This is a genomic window from Corynebacterium sp. UMB2355A, assembly GCF_033877495.1.
Lineage (GTDB): Bacteria > Actinomycetota > Actinomycetes > Mycobacteriales > Mycobacteriaceae > Corynebacterium > Corynebacterium pseudogenitalium.
In genome coordinates this window covers 1-14,001 of sequence record NZ_CP138855.1, presented here as the reverse complement: position 1 = coordinate 14,001, position 14,001 = coordinate 1, and the positions used below count along the sequence as shown (strand labels likewise).

Genomic DNA, 14,001 nt, shown 5'->3' with positions numbered 1-14,001 from the left:
ATGGCAGGCCCTTAGTACGGGCTACGGGACTGCGCCTAGTAAAATATGACCACATGTGTTCAGCCCGCCCCACCACTGCGCCCGACTTCCTGCTTTCCCGAAGCACCGGTTCAGTGCGCACGCAAGGTACCAATCAAACGTTCTCAGACGCATGGAAAGCTATCGACGCCCTCGAGTCCGGCGACGTCGAGATGGTGGTAGGCGCTCTCCCATTCGATAAAGACACGCCCGCGGCGCTGACAGTGCCCGAATCCATAGTCCAGGAATCTGGCACGCTCGAGCCTCATCCTTACTATCGAGTCGGCCCAGGCTCAAAGCTGCACGCGTCGCTTATCGACGTCGATCCCACCCCGGAAGAACACCTGCGCCGGGTTGAAGCAGCGGTCTCCACGATCCAGGGGTCCATGTTGGACAAGGTGGTCCTTGCTCGTGCAGTGGACATCGCATTCGATCCACCCGTCGATCCTCGCCTGGTCGCCGCGCGCCTGATTGACCTTTCTTATACCCGCGACGGGTTCATCGCAGACCTCACACCGAGCGGGCGTGTCGGCCACTTCTTCGTGGGCTCATCACCTGAGGTTTTGGTGCGCCGCAAAGGCAATATCGTGAGTTCGTATCCGCTAGCAGGATCAGCTGCCCGTGTCCCACACGACCCTGCGGCTGATGAGGCGAATGGTCAGGCACTCTTTGCTTCCGCCAAGGATCGCGACGAGCACGCGTACGTGGTCGAGCACATCCGCGAGATTCTGGCGCCACTGTGTTCCCAACTCGACATTCCAGACGGACCACAACTGGATAAGACTTCAGAAATGTGGCATCTTGCCACCCCAATCCGCGGCGTTCTGAAAGACCCTGCGCCAACAGCGCTCGACCTTGCGCTTCGCCTCTACCCCACCCCAGCTGTTTGCGGTACCCCGCAAGCCGCGGCGGAGGCGCTCATCACCACCGCAGAGACCGACCGAGGGTTCTATGCTGGCACCGTCGGCTATACCGACAAGAACGGCGATGGCGAATACATGGTTGCGATCCGCTGCGCGGAGGTCAACGCCGCGGGCACTCAGGCTCGCGCCTGGGCTGGCGGCGGGCTCGTCGCAGATTCCGTCCCGCAAGATGAGCTCGACGAGACCACAGCCAAACTGCGCACCATCATGCGTGCGCTCGGCCTTTAGCCCCAACTAGGCGCGCGCCACCGGGTTAGTCAGCGAGCCGATACCTGGGATCTCAATCTCAATCACGTCGCCCGGGACCATTTCCGCGGTCCCCGCAGGTGAGCCAGTTGCGATGACATCGCCCGGAAGCAACGTGAATGACTCGCTGACCCACTCGACGATTTCGCCGATCGACTTAATCATCTGGTCCGAGTTGGAATCCTGCTTTGTCGCAGTCTCCCCCTCATGTGTGAGGTGCGCCTTGATCGGCAGCGAATCAAAATTGAAGCGCTCAAGATCTGTCTCAATCCATGGCCCTAGCGGAGCGAAGGTATCCATGCCCTTCGCGCGTGCCCACTGCCCATCGGAGAACTGGAGATCACGCGAGCTGACGTCGTTAATAATGGTGACACCACGCACTACCGACTTCCACTGGTCCGCTTTCACGTTCTTACACGGCACGCCGATGACGAGTGCAAGCTCTCCCTCGAACTCAACGCGGGTAGCGAACTTGGGGATGCGAATTGGCGCGCCGGGACCGACAACTGCTGTCGGCGGTTTGATGAAAATCGTCGGCGGTAAATCATCCGCGGTCTGTTGAAAGACTTCCTTGACGTGGTCCGCGTAGTTGCGGCCGACTGCCACAATTTTCGACGGCAACGTCGGTGCAAGCAGCCTCACCTCTTCAAGCTTCCACTCTTTGCCGGTGAACTCAGGGTCGGTGAATGGCGTACCAGCAATAGCACGCGCGGTCGTCGCCGCTTCATCAATGACAGCGAAGGTCATGCCTTCGGGTGTAGCAATTCGTCCAAAACGCATAGGGACGAGCATACAACCCCGAAGGCTGCTCGCACTTTATTGGTAGCTCACGAACCACGGCCGAGGTTGGACGTCGTTGTATGTCTGCTCCGGGCTAAAGGTTGGGGTGTCCTCGTCGATAAAGTTCTTCCACGCCATGAAGTAATCAGGACTCAAACCTTGACGCAGGACGTTCCAGGTATCAAACTTCTGCTCCGGCACGCCGTGGCCGTCCGCATGGAGCACCCACGCCAATTCTGGCTGGTCAGTGCGGATATTTTCACGATCCGGGTACATGTCCAGCCTGAACTGGTGCAGGATGAGCATCTTTTGTGGCAGTTTGTGCTCTCGAACGAGGGCCGCAAGCCAATCAGCAACAGCATTAATCTCGCCCGAAGTTGCCGACCCGATACGGGACAATGGCTGCTCGCCGGGATTCAGCTTCCACTCGGCATCGAGTGCCAACCCCACGTTCGGCCGAAGCAGGAGCTCTTCGTAGAGTCGGGCCTGGTGAAGGAAATCACCCTGACCGGGTTGGAGGTCGAGCACTGCGTAGCCACCAGCCTCAGTGATCGCATCGATGTACGGTACGAGGTCCTCGATCGCTGTCTCGTTGGAGTAGTCGCCGTCAGGGCCGGGAGATTGCGAAGCCACCGTGACAATAATCTCGAACGCAGGGATCACCGGCTGCCCGTCCAACGGTTGGTACTGTTGCGCATACGATGTTGCTAGCTGCGCCGCTTCAGCCGGAGGCTGCTCCCCCATAACGCCGAGTGCTGGGCCCGACGGGTGCCCGTACAGCGCAATCATGCGCCGTCCGGGAAAGACAAGACCGCCACCTCCAGGTAATTCACCGTGGGTCGCGAGCGTGATCTTGTCCCGGTACATTTCGGTGTTGCCCCATTGCAGTCCAAGGGCGAGCGTGTCTTGCTCCAACACTGTGCGCATAGCGTCTGAGGTGACACGTGGATCCGGGAACTGCAAGACTTCGAGTTCCGCACCTGCTGCACGCGCGGACACGGCGGCTCCAAGCGACGTCTCCTCCGTCACCAGGACCGGTGGCAGTGTGAGTGCCCCAGGTTGCTGTGGCTGCGTAGCCGCAACTGTGGCGATATCACGCTCAGGGTTGTCGCTTTGCAGCGGCTCCACGCCCGCTTCCTCTGATGGCGTGATGACTTCGGTGGCGCCTAGTCGTTGAATCTCTGCATCAACGGCCTCGTCTGTACCTGGCCAACGCACTAACAAAGGGATGCCACGTTCCAGGGCGATTGCCGCACCAAGCAGTTGCGACTCCCGCTCCTTACCCGCGACAACCACAGCGTCCGACGCTGGATACAACCGCTTCGAAACTTCCGCGCCGGTCCCGTCTGGGTCTTGAATAACCTCGGCACCGGACATCTCCAAGGCTTGCGCGCCCTGCGCTCCTTTTTCGGCGTCGCCAGTTGCGCACGCACTCAAGCTTGCCGTTGCGACACCGAGCGCAACGATGACGCTGCCAACACGATGCCGGGTCGAAGCCATCTTCAATGTCTCCCGCCTTTCCTACACGGAGGTCCTGTTTGAATCTGGCCTCAACCCTACGTGGTTACCTCAGCGCGGCAGCAATCCGGTCGCCAACCTCAGTCGTCACAATGTCAGCCCCTTCGCGGCCCGTCACTTCCTTTTCCACGGCCGCTTCAATTTTCTGGGCATTGTCTTCATCGCCGAGGAAGCGCAGCATCATCGCGACGGAGAGAATCATCGCGCACGGGTCGGCGATCCCCTGACCTGCAATATCCGGTGCAGAACCGTGGACTGGCTCAAACATCGAAGGCGTGACCTTTGCCGCGTTGATATTGCCCGAGCACGCAAGGCCCACACCACCTGCAACTGCGCCGGCCAAGTCAGTCAAAATATCGCCGAACAGGTTATCCGTCACAATGACGTCGTACTGCGAAGGGTCGCTGACCATGTAAATAGTCGCCGCGTCGATGTGGTGGTAGTTCGTGGTCACCTCTGGGAACTCCTGCGCGACCTCGTCGAAGACTCGCTGCCACAAACCACCAGCGTTGACCAGGACGTTCGTTTTGTGCACAAGAGTCAACTTCTTGCGGCGCTGCTGAGCAAGTTCAAAGGCGTAGCGCACGACGCGCTCAACACCGTAATAGGTGTTTTGAGAAACTTCGGAGGCAACCTCATGCTCGGTACCTTCGCGCAGCGTGCCACCATTGCCGGCATAGAGCCCCTCGGTTCCCTCGCGGACAACTACAAAGTCAATGTCACCCGGCCGTGCCAGCGGCGAGGTCACACTCTTGTACAAGCGCGACGGGCGCAGGTTGACATAGTGATCCAGCTTGAAGCGCAGTGGCAACAGGAGCCCGCGCTCAAGCACACCAGCGGGAACCTTTCGCGGGTCCCCGACTGCGCCGAGCAGGATTGCGTCATGTTCACACAGCGCCTCGAGGTCACCGTCGGTGAGTAGCTCGCCGTTACGCAGGTATCGACGCGCGCCAAGGTCAAAATCCGTGGTCTCTACGTCCGAGCGAACAGCATTCAGAACTTTGAGCCCCTCTGCCATCACTTCAGGGCCGATGCCGTCCCCACCAATAACAGCAACCTTCATTTTTGGGATTCCTTTCTCACCAGACGGACAGTGCGTTTAGTGTAACACTGTCCGCCCGTGAGGGAACCGCCTTTAGGAATCCAAATCGAGCTGGATCGAAGTGGCGTCGATAGACTGCGCGATCTGCTCCTCGAGCTGCTCTGGAACTTCCTTATCCACGCGCAGGATAAGCACCACACCGTCGCCCTTCGTGGTGCGAGTCAGCGCGGCAGCATCGATATTGATATCGTGCGCACCAAGCTGCGAACCCACCTTTCCGAGCGCTCCAGGGACATCGGTGTAGCGGAAGAACAAGTTGCGGCCTTCCGCACGCATGTCTACACCGCGACCATTGATGCGAACGATCTTCTCGACGCCCTCCAGGCTCGTCAGCGCGCCAGTCACCGTAGCGGTCTGCCCTTCTGCCCCAACGGCCTGGACCTCGAGCGCGCTGCGGTGCGTCAGTGCTTCAGTCTCTGTCTCGACCGTATAGCTCAATCCGCGGGCCTCAGCGATAGCAGGTGCGTTCACAAACGTCACAGGCTCATCGACGATGCCCGAGAACAGACCGCGCACAGCAGACAGGCCCAACAGGTTGACTTCCTCCGTGGACAGCTCACCGCGAGCCGTCACCTTCAGCGATACCGGAGCCTCTTCCAGTAGCTTGCCTGCAAGCAGCCCAAGCTTGCGCGACAAGTCGAGCCAACGAGCTACCTCCTCGCCCGCGTTGCCACCAGCAACGTTGACAGCATCAGCGACGAACTCGCCGGCCAGTGCCTTCAACACAGAATCCGCAACGTCAGTACCCGCGCGGTCCTGCGCCTCAGCCGTAGATGCGCCAAGGTGCGGCGTTACGACGACCTCTTCGAGTTCAAACAGCGGCGAATCCGTGCACGGCTCGGTTGCATACACGTCGAAACCTGCACCACGAATGTGGCCAGACTTGATGGCGTCGGCAAGCGCCTGCTCATCAACGAGGCCACCGCGGGCCGCATTGATAATGATCTGTCCCGGCTTGGCCTTCGAAAGCAGCTCCGCATTGAACATGCCTGCAGTTTCTTTCGTCTTCGGCAAGTGGATCGTCACAAAATCTGCACGAGCCATCAGCTCCTCGAGCTCGACGAGCTCGACACCCATCTGCGCTGCACGCGCAGGGTTCGCGTAAGGGTCGTATGCGACGATCGTGGTTTCGAACGCAGACAGACGGTGCGCGAACAGCTGGCCAATGTGCCCGAAGCCGACAATGCCTACGGTCTTGCCGAAGATCTCGGTGCCTTTAAACGCCGAGCGCTTCCACTCACCATTACGCAGCGTGGAATCAGCTGCCGGAATCTGGCGAGCGGTAGAAAGCAGCAATGCGATTGCGTGCTCACAGGCTGAGTGAATATTCGAGGTCGGGGCGTTAGCAACCATCACACCGTGCTCGGTTGCCGCCGGAATATCAACGTTGTCAAGACCGACACCAGCACGGCCGATAATCTTAAGGTTTGCACCTGCTTCGATCACCTCACGATCGACCGTCGTTGCTGAGCGAACAAGCAGCGCGTCCGCGGCGGGGACTGCCGCGAGCAGCGCCTCACGGTTTGGGCCATCTACCCACTGGACTTCCACCGCGTCGCCAAGTGCGTCAACGGTTGACTGGGAAAGTTTATCGGCGATGAGGACAACAGGTTTCGACATAAGAATGGGGTCTCCTGAGAATCAAACAGAGTGGATACCCCGAACACCTTAATAGGTCAGTTACCGGTTGTCCTGCGGTTAGCCTGATACTTTTCTTCCGCTTGCGAAATCCTGCGCGATAGCTCGTCGCTGGTCCCGAAATCGGTTCCAAGTGCAACGAGCGGGCCGTCCGCTAACCCTGCAAGAGCAAATAGTGTTTCAAAGGATGCTCTCGGGTCCGGCTCGTCCACGAAGACAACCTTCGCCCCAAAGCTGCGCGCATTCGCGATCGCGGCAATCGAAGTATTCGCCGTCGCCACAACCAACGGAGCCATATCGGCATCCCTGCGGGAGAGAATCGGGAATGGTCTTGCCTGCGCCCCCTTCATCACGGCAGGGTCCGCCCACGCGGCTCTCAGCCAGGTCGGCTCACGCGAGCGCAACTTCGCCACTTCCTGCGCAGCAGACTCGGGTGAGGATATCAATCGTTCCTCAAACATCAGCGACGTCATCGGGCCTAAAGCTCCCCGCCCACCCGGGTCGCGGTACACACGCATCCGTCCAGTGGTTTGCGCCAGTGGCACATCACCAACCGTAAGCACCGTATAGGTATGTAAACGCTCGGTTTCTTGCAGAATCTCGTTGTGTCGGTTCGGGTCGTAGACCAACATCGGGGCGTGGGCAACAACGGCGATTGAGGCAGCTCGCAGCTGTGCTTCTACTGAAGGATCCGACACCACTAGCGTCTCGGAAGCACGGAAGAAATACTGCAACGATGCAAGCCCCGTCCGGTCTGCTAACACGACAGGATGCTGCTCAAACATCGCTGATACATGGCGCGACTGGTTGACTTTCCTCGCCTCTCCCAGCGGGCCTAATTGTTGCTCTGGCGAGCAAGCAACAAGCAGCGTTGCCACGCACAACAATGCGAGGCAACGCTGCCGTATCCCAACCTGCTTAATCCTCTTCGCCTTCCGGCTCTTCCTGCTCAACTTCTGGCGCCTCAAACTCAGGCTCTTCAGCAGCTGGTGCAGGTTCTACTTCTGGCTCGGGCTCTTCGGAGAAATCAACCTCTGACTCAAGTGGGCCATCAATATCGCGGATCACGGCCTTATCAAGCGCATACTCGACAATCCCGACGAAACGTTCGCGACGATCCGCCAAGAACTCCGTCCACTGAGAGTTCAGCAAGAAAATTGGCGTCATCTCATGGCCTTCGAGGACTTCATCAAACTCGTCGTCGTCCATGAGCGACTTCGACTGCAGGCGCGGAATGTAGCGCTTCGGCTGATTGTCCTCAATCAGCACATCCGTGCGCTTGCCCATCGGGGTGCGGTTGAGCACCGACTGCGCAACGACTGGGTCAGCGCCAATGTCGTCACAAAACGCAGGAGGGAACACAGTGTTGAAGTACGGCTGCAGCTCCGCAAACGTCTCCCGGTTGAACGGCTTTCCTGTCCTCCAGTCGAGCGCGCCGCGTGCCATCAGCAGTGCGTACAGTCCGCGGTAGACACCGCTTTCCTCCGTCGCCGTAAGCAAACGAGACTCCGAGAACGTGGCGTCGGACACTGTACGTGGCGTCGCGTCAGTCTCTTGCAGCACCCACGGGGTGACCTCGGTAACGTCGAGGCCCGCACGGATTGTCGGTGCGTGCGCACCGTAGAGCTCTCCAAACACCCCCGACCAGTACCAGCGGTTGAGACGGTCCTTCGACTCCTGGCTACGGTCCCACTGCGGATGCTCTGCCAAACGCGCCAAAATCGTAGCCAGTGGCACAATCTGCGAGGTGTACGGGACCTGATCCACGCTGAGAATACAACGCTCAGCCATAAACTCAGCCGCCGCCTTAAACGCATCCGCCATTTCTTGCGCATGCTGGCGGTAGTCATCGAGGGAAAGGTTCAAGATGTCGCCGCGGTGTCCAACAGCGTGTCCATGCCGACTCGTCAGCAAAAGTGACATCGCGCGGAGGAATTCAATGCGCCCAATGTCATCCAAAGCTGGGTACTCGCGCAACTGCTTTTCGACGCCCCGCCAATGCTCAGCAAGCAAAAAGTCAGGATCTTGCGTAGCAAACATGGCCGTCAGCAACTCGAAAACATCCATCTGGACACCCGCCGAGTTTGCGTGGGCGAAGATTTGGCCAACGCCAATCTGCGAGGTCTCCCGGTCAATGCGGATCACTGGAACATCGTAGGCCGGCATCCAGCGCATGACTTCGTTCAGGAAGAGCTTGACCGCGTCGCGCATTTCATGATCCTCGGCATCCGCCGCCATGTCTAAAAGCAGGTCATTGCCCTCTTTCCAGAGCAACAGCGACACCGGCACGACACCGTGCTTCAGCATGTCCTCCCGGTTCCGGATGCCCTCCGGAATATCCGGTCCAAAGTGCGAACGGATCTGGCCTTCTTCGTCAACAGCGAAGACTGCTTCAACCGGCATTGGATCGGCAGAGACGGCCGTCCGCACATCCACAAAGAACTGGCGGTGAATGCGTCGACCAAGGAAGTCTACGGTCGGGACGATGCCGTCGCCCTTAAATGCGTGGTACAGCGAAGTGAGGCGCTGCTGGCCGTCGAGAAGCAACAGCCCCGGTTGCGGTTCCTTGACGCTCGGCTCGAGCCCTTCGAGCGGGCGCGGGCGAAATCGCATCGGTGTCCCGCGTGTATCCAACGCGAGGAACGAGCCGATTGGATAGCCGCGCAAGACTGAGGTAACCAGGGTGCGAATGCGGTCAACATCCCAGATATACTCGCGCTGAAAATCGGGTAGCTGCAGCTCTCCGCGCTCAGCCCGCGCGAAGAGATCCTTGAGTGAATAGCTTGGCGTAGTAAAACCCATAAGTCATACTTTAGAACAGAATCAACAAACATTCTCGTGGCCGCGGTGTTCGGGCAGCTCCACCTGGATCGTGGAATGCTCAATCCCCAGCTCACGCAATACTTCTTGGGCGTCGTCGAGAACACGGGCTCCTTGCTCACCAGGGTGCTTAACCACGTGAACCGTCGCCAATACGGACACCCCATCGAGCGACCACAGGTGCAAGTCATGGATATCCACCACACCGGCAATTGCTCGCAGGGCCGGTTCGACGCTCTCAACATCGAATCCCGGAGGGACCTGCTCCAGTAGCACCTGGAGGGAGTGACGGAGCAGCGACCACGCCCGTGGCAACACCAACGCCGCGATCAAGAAGGAAGCGATAACGTCCGGCAGCTGGCTGCCAGTAAAAGCAATCACCGCACCGGCGACGAGCACCGCAACCGAACCGAGCATGTCCACAAGTACGTGCAAAAACGCGCCCTCAACGTTGACGGAGTTTTCCCTTTGGCTATGCAGCACCCACGCAGATACCGCGTTTGCGACCAAGCCAATGAGGGCGATCACCATCATCGGTGCCGTGTCAATCTCAGTAGGTGCAGAGATTCGACGAATGGCCTGCACCACGATCCAGACAGAAATCACAAGCACCGTCAGCGCGTTGGTCGCCGCGGCCAGTACTTCAACGCGCCGATATCCATACGTGGCCTTCATCGAGGCTGCCCGCTTCCCTATCACCACGGCGATCACCGCAATGATCAGTCCAGCAGCGTCCGACAGCATGTGCATGGCATCGGCCATCAGCGCCATCGAACCGGTGAGCCAGCCACCGATCAATTCTGCGAAAAAGACCACGCTGGTGACTCCCAGCGCGATCAGCAGGGCACGCAGTGGCGCGTCGCCGACGTGATCGTGGTCGTGAGTGTGAGCGTGGTCCTGGCTATGCGACATGCCGTGATTCTAATCCACCTTTGAATATCAGTAAAGCGGGCAACTTCGGAAGCAATCAGAACGATTTTTGCTAGCCTGGACCAAAAAGAAAGGAAACACGTGACTCAGCAACCACACGAAACCCCAAACAACCCCCCACTCGAGATACCAGAGGAGCGACGCCACCTTCCCGCTCCATCCGAGCCAACTCCGCAGAACGGCGGTTGGTGGAAGTGGCTCCTTGGCATCCTCGTCTTCCTCCTTCTCGCATGGCTACTGTGGTCCCTGTTCGCCGGCGGCCAAAGTGAAGAAGAATTCAACAACAACCAGCCCAGCGTGACGGCAACTGAAACCGTCGATATCACCACCACGATGACAGAAGACACCACGGAAACGGTTGAGCCTGCTACCGAGACGAACACTGACGCTTCCGAACCGACAGTGCCGGAAGAGGTCACTACCACAGTGAATCTCGACGAAGTCCTTAGCGACGCACCCGAATCCGAGACGGCACCAGCGCAATAGCGCAAAGCACAAACAAAACTGGGAGCGGCCCTTCTGTTGGGTCGCTCCCAGTTTTTACGTTATGAGAAAGCCTAGGCGGTCTCATTCAGCGGGTTCTGCACCCAGCTCATCATCGAGCGCAGTTCCTTGCCGGTCTTCTCAATCGGGTGCGAGGAGACCTTGGCGCGCAGGTCCTCCAGCTCCTTGTTACCGTTCTTCACGTTCTCAACGAGGCGCTTGGTAAAGGTGCCATCCTGGATATCACGCAGCACGTCACGCATGCGGTCCTTAACGCCCTCGTCGATGAGGCGCGGACCAGACAGGTAGCCACCGAACTCTGCGGTATCGGAGATGGAGTAGTTCATGTTCGCCATGCCGCCTTCGTAGATCAGATCTACGATCAGCTTCATCTCGTGCAGGCACTCGAAGTACGCCATTTCTGGCTCGTAACCAGCCTCGACGAGGACATCGAAGCCCGTCATGATGAGATCCTCCAGGCCACCGCACAGAACGGCCTGCTCTCCGAACAGGTCGGTGACGGTTTCAGCTTCGAAGGTCGTCGGGATGACACCGGCACGAGCACCACCGATTGCTGCAGCGTACGAGAGTGCCAGGTCGCGGCCATTGCCCTCTGGGTCCTGCTCGACAGCAATCAGGCACGGCACGCCCTTGCCCTCAGTAAACGTACGACGCACCAAGTGGCCCGGGCCCTTCGGCGCAACCATGCCCACGATGATGTCGTCCGCTGGTTCAATCAGGTTGAAGTGGATGTTCAGGCCGTGACCGAAGAACAGGGCGTCGCCAGCCTTCAGGTTTGGCTCAATATCGTTGCGGAAGATTTCTGCCTGGGAAGTATCCGGTGCCAGCAACATGATGACGTCCGCCCATGCGGAAGCATCAGCGTTGCTCTTGACTTCGAAGCCAGCCTCCTTGGCCTTTTCCGCGCTCTTCGAGCCCTCACGCAGGCCGATCACAACATCGACGCCGGATTCACGCAAGTTCTGCGCGTGCGCGTGGCCCTGCGATCCATAGCCGATTACTGCAACTTTCTTTCCCTGGATGATGGACAGGTCTGCATCCTGGTCATAAAAAACTTCAATAGCCATGAGTCGGCTCACCTTTCTGTATGCGTATGGAGAAATATATCGGAGTTAATAGCGTCGCGCTTAGGATTGCGATGCCATTGTTTCGGCGCCGCGCGAAAGCGCGACATCACCGGAACTCGCAAGCTCGCGAATTCCGAAGGGCTCGAGTACTTCAAGCAACGCCCGCAGCTTTGCGGGCGTGCCCGTTGCTTCAATCACGAGGGACTCGGGCGAGACGTCGACGACACGTGCGCGGAAGATGTTCGCGGCATCCACGACCTGCGGCCTGTTACTGTTGTCCGCGCTCACCTTGACCAGCATCATCGATCGGGCGACGGTGGCGTCGTCGTCAAGCCTCTGGACTTTAATAACCTGGACGAGCTTGTTGAGCTGCTTCTGGATCTGCCCAACGGAGTACTCGCTCGCATCGACCACGATGGTCAGCCGGTTGATGCCTTCGGTCTCAGTGCTTGCCGACACAAGCGAGACCATGTTGTAGCCACGGCGCGTAAACAGAGCGGATACGCGCGTAATGATGCCATCAACATCCTGCACAAGCACCGACAGCCTATGCCGAGTGATTGTTTGCACTGGTGCCATCTTATTTCGCTCCCTCTGTTTCATCTTCGAGTGTCGTCAACACTTCGTGAATTGCTTCTGGGGTTTCCGCGGCGGATTCCTCCATGTCGAAGAACGGCCGCATCCCGAGCGCGTACTGCATGTCTGAGTTCGAAGCGCCCGCAGCGACCATCGGCCAAACCTGTGCGTCCTCGCCGACGATGAACTCAACTACGACCGGCCGATCATTGATACCGCGCGCCCACTCAATCGCGGGGACGACGTCCTCTTCCTTCGTGACGCGAACAGCCTGCGCCCCGAGTGCCTCAGAGAGCTTCACAAAGTCAGGGACGTATGCCTCTTCCCCACCGAGCTTGGTGTGCGAGTAGTTGCCTTCATAGAACAACGTTTGCCACTGGCGGACCATGCCGAGGTTGCCGTTGTTAATCAGGCAGACCTTGATTGGCAAGCCCTCCATCGCCGCGGTGGTGATCTCCTGGTTCGTCATCTGGAAACAACCATCACCGTCGACGGCCCATACCTCTTTATCGGGCATCGCAGCCTTCGCACCCATAGCGGCTGGCACCGCATACCCCATGGTGCCGGCGCCGCCGGAGCTCAACCAGTGACGAGGTTTATCGAAGTCCAGGAACTGCGCTGACCACATCTGGTGCTGGCCAACGCCGGACGCGTAAATCGCATCCTTTCCGACGGTCTTCGACAGCATCTCGATCACAAACTGCGGAGAAAGCTTCCCATCGTCTTGCTTGTCGTACCCACGCGGGAACCGCTCCTGGAGATCCTGAAGCCGCTCCATCCAGGCGTCTATCTTCGGCGCCGGAGTATTCGGCGAGCCTGTAAACGCTGCAGTGAGCTGAGCAAGCACCTTCTTCGCATCACCGACGATCGGCACATCAACTGGACGAATCTTCCCGATCTCCGCCGGGTCGATCTCAGCGTGAATCGTGTCTGCGTGAGGCGCGAAGGTGTCAACGTCACCGGTCACGCGGTCATCAAACCTGGTTCCGATTGCGATCAGGAGATCCGCTTCCTGCAGGGCACCAACCGCCGGCACGGTGCCGTGCATGCCAGGCATGCCCATGTAGCACGGATGGTCCTGCGGGAATGCGCCCAACGCCATCAAGGTAGTCACCACTGGGATGCCAGTGGCCTCGACAAGCTCAAGCAGCTCCTTGTTCGCAGCAGACTTGACGACGCCACCACCGATATACAACACCGGCCGCTTCGCCTGCGAGATTCGCTCCGCAGCCTTCATTACCTGTTCGCTGAGCGGCTCGTCAGCGGGAACATACCCAGTCTCGAGCAGTTTCGGCGGCCACGAGAACTCCATGAGCTGTGCCTGAACATCCTTCGGGATGTCCACGAGCACCGGACCCGGACGGCCACTAGATGCGATGTGGAATGCAGTTGCAATCACACTCGGGATCTCGTTGACGTCCGTGACCATGATGTTGTGTTTCGTAATCGGCATAGTGATGCCACGAATGTCCGCCTCTTGGAACGCGTCGGTTCCGATCATTGACGAACCTACCTGGCCGGTGATGGCGACCATCGGCACAGAGTCCAGATAAGCGTCACCGATCGGTGTGACAAGGTTTGTGGCCCCCGGCCCGGAAGTGGCGATGCACACACCGACCTTTCCGGATGCCACCGCGTACCCTTCGGCAGCATGGCCTGCACCTTGCTCATGTCGAACCAGCACGTGCCGCAGCTTCTTCGCTGCAAACAGTGCGTCGTAGAGAGGAAGCACCGCGCCACCGGGGAGGCCAAAGACAATCTCGGTACCTAGCTCCTCAAGACTGCGAACGACAGCGTCGGCACCGGTGATCAGCGGCGCGGTGCGCTCATCACCAGGCTGCGTCGATGCATTCGTCGGGGGCTTGTGTGAAGCAACCAC

12 protein-coding genes are annotated in these 14,001 nt (G+C 59.0%); 2 read left to right on the top strand and 10 right to left on the bottom strand.

Features of this window, described 5'->3' with window-relative positions; translation table 11 throughout:
• Positions 1-53 precede the first annotated feature (53 nt).
• Entirely contained in the window at positions 54-1,169 is a 1,116-nt protein-coding gene (locus tag R0V12_RS00060) for an isochorismate synthase (RefSeq protein WP_320072637.1), read from the top strand.
• A gap of 6 nt (positions 1,170-1,175) precedes the next feature.
• On the opposite strand, the gene R0V12_RS00055 is transcribed toward R0V12_RS00060, so the two are convergent.
• From R0V12_RS00055 to R0V12_RS00025, 7 genes are all read right to left on the bottom strand, one after another.
• A complete protein-coding gene (locus R0V12_RS00055) occupies positions 1,176-1,967 on the bottom strand; it encodes a fumarylacetoacetate hydrolase family protein (protein ID WP_083329507.1) in 792 nt (263 codons plus the stop codon).
• 36 nt (positions 1,968-2,003) lie between these two features.
• On the bottom strand, positions 2,004-3,467 hold the full coding sequence (locus R0V12_RS00050) for a cell wall-binding repeat-containing protein (RefSeq protein ID WP_284817989.1): 1,464 nt from the start codon (positions 3,465-3,467) through the stop codon (positions 2,004-2,006).
• Positions 3,468-3,531: 64 nt separating this feature from the next.
• Positions 3,532-4,548 (bottom strand): 3-isopropylmalate dehydrogenase, encoded by a 1,017-nt coding sequence (locus tag R0V12_RS00045; protein ID WP_256008511.1) that lies wholly within the window; start codon positions 4,546-4,548, stop codon positions 3,532-3,534.
• Between the two features lie 72 nt (positions 4,549-4,620).
• Entirely contained in the window at positions 4,621-6,207 is a 1,587-nt protein-coding gene (serA, locus tag R0V12_RS00040; protein ID WP_320072636.1) for a phosphoglycerate dehydrogenase, read from the bottom strand.
• A gap of 56 nt (positions 6,208-6,263) precedes the next feature.
• Positions 6,264-7,103: a hypothetical protein gene (locus tag R0V12_RS00035; RefSeq protein ID WP_240492716.1), complete on the bottom strand. Its 840-nt coding sequence runs from the start codon at positions 7,101-7,103 to the stop codon at positions 6,264-6,266.
• Between the two features lie 40 nt (positions 7,104-7,143).
• Positions 7,144-9,027, bottom strand: coding sequence for a DUF262 domain-containing protein (locus R0V12_RS00030; RefSeq protein WP_070479163.1), 1,884 nt, complete (start codon positions 9,025-9,027; stop codon positions 7,144-7,146).
• Between the two features lie 21 nt (positions 9,028-9,048).
• The gene (locus R0V12_RS00025; protein WP_070362575.1) at positions 9,049-9,957 is read right to left on the bottom strand and encodes a cation diffusion facilitator family transporter; all 909 of its coding nucleotides are present in this window, start codon (positions 9,955-9,957) and stop codon (positions 9,049-9,051) included.
• A gap of 99 nt (positions 9,958-10,056) precedes the next feature.
• Here R0V12_RS00025 and R0V12_RS00020 point away from each other — a divergent pair, with 99 nt between their 5' ends.
• A complete protein-coding gene (locus tag R0V12_RS00020) occupies positions 10,057-10,461 on the top strand; it encodes a hypothetical protein (protein WP_070362576.1) in 405 nt (134 codons plus the stop codon).
• A gap of 71 nt (positions 10,462-10,532) precedes the next feature.
• On the opposite strand, the gene ilvC is transcribed toward R0V12_RS00020, so the two are convergent.
• The 3 genes from ilvC to R0V12_RS00005 are packed head-to-tail and all read right to left on the bottom strand — an operon-like array spanning position 10,533 to position 14,001.
• On the bottom strand, positions 10,533-11,546 hold the full coding sequence (ilvC, locus tag R0V12_RS00015; RefSeq protein WP_070362577.1) for a ketol-acid reductoisomerase: 1,014 nt from the start codon (positions 11,544-11,546) through the stop codon (positions 10,533-10,535).
• Between the two features lie 60 nt (positions 11,547-11,606).
• Positions 11,607-12,125 carry an acetolactate synthase small subunit gene (gene ilvN / locus R0V12_RS00010; RefSeq protein ID WP_070362578.1) on the bottom strand — a complete coding sequence of 173 codons (519 nt, stop codon included), beginning with the start codon at positions 12,123-12,125 and terminating at the stop codon, positions 11,607-11,609.
• A gap of 1 nt (position 12,126) precedes the next feature.
• Positions 12,127-14,001: an acetolactate synthase large subunit gene (locus R0V12_RS00005; RefSeq protein WP_413774858.1), complete on the bottom strand. Its 1,875-nt coding sequence runs from the start codon at positions 13,999-14,001 to the stop codon at positions 12,127-12,129.

Bases quoted from the DNA above. Each gene is read 5' to 3' on its own strand.
- R0V12_RS00060 (WP_320072637.1), top strand. From the start codon at position 54: ATGTGTTCAGCCCGCCCCACCACTGCGCCCGACTTCCTGCTTTCCCGA.
- R0V12_RS00055 (WP_083329507.1), bottom strand. From the start codon at position 1,967: ATGCGTTTTGGACGAATTGCTACACCCGAAGGCATGACCTTCGCTGTC.
- R0V12_RS00050 (WP_284817989.1), bottom strand. From the start codon at position 3,467: ATGGCTTCGACCCGGCATCGTGTTGGCAGCGTCATCGTTGCGCTCGGT.
- R0V12_RS00045 (WP_256008511.1), bottom strand. From the start codon at position 4,548: ATGAAGGTTGCTGTTATTGGTGGGGACGGCATCGGCCCTGAAGTGATG.
- serA (WP_320072636.1), bottom strand. From the start codon at position 6,207: ATGTCGAAACCTGTTGTCCTCATCGCCGATAAACTTTCCCAGTCAACC.
- R0V12_RS00030 (WP_070479163.1), bottom strand. From the start codon at position 9,027: ATGGGTTTTACTACGCCAAGCTATTCACTCAAGGATCTCTTCGCGCGG.
- R0V12_RS00025 (WP_070362575.1), bottom strand. From the start codon at position 9,957: ATGTCGCATAGCCAGGACCACGCTCACACTCACGACCACGATCACGTC.
- ilvC (WP_070362577.1), bottom strand. From the start codon at position 11,546: ATGGCTATTGAAGTTTTTTATGACCAGGATGCAGACCTGTCCATCATC.
- ilvN (WP_070362578.1), bottom strand. From the start codon at position 12,125: ATGGCACCAGTGCAAACAATCACTCGGCATAGGCTGTCGGTGCTTGTG.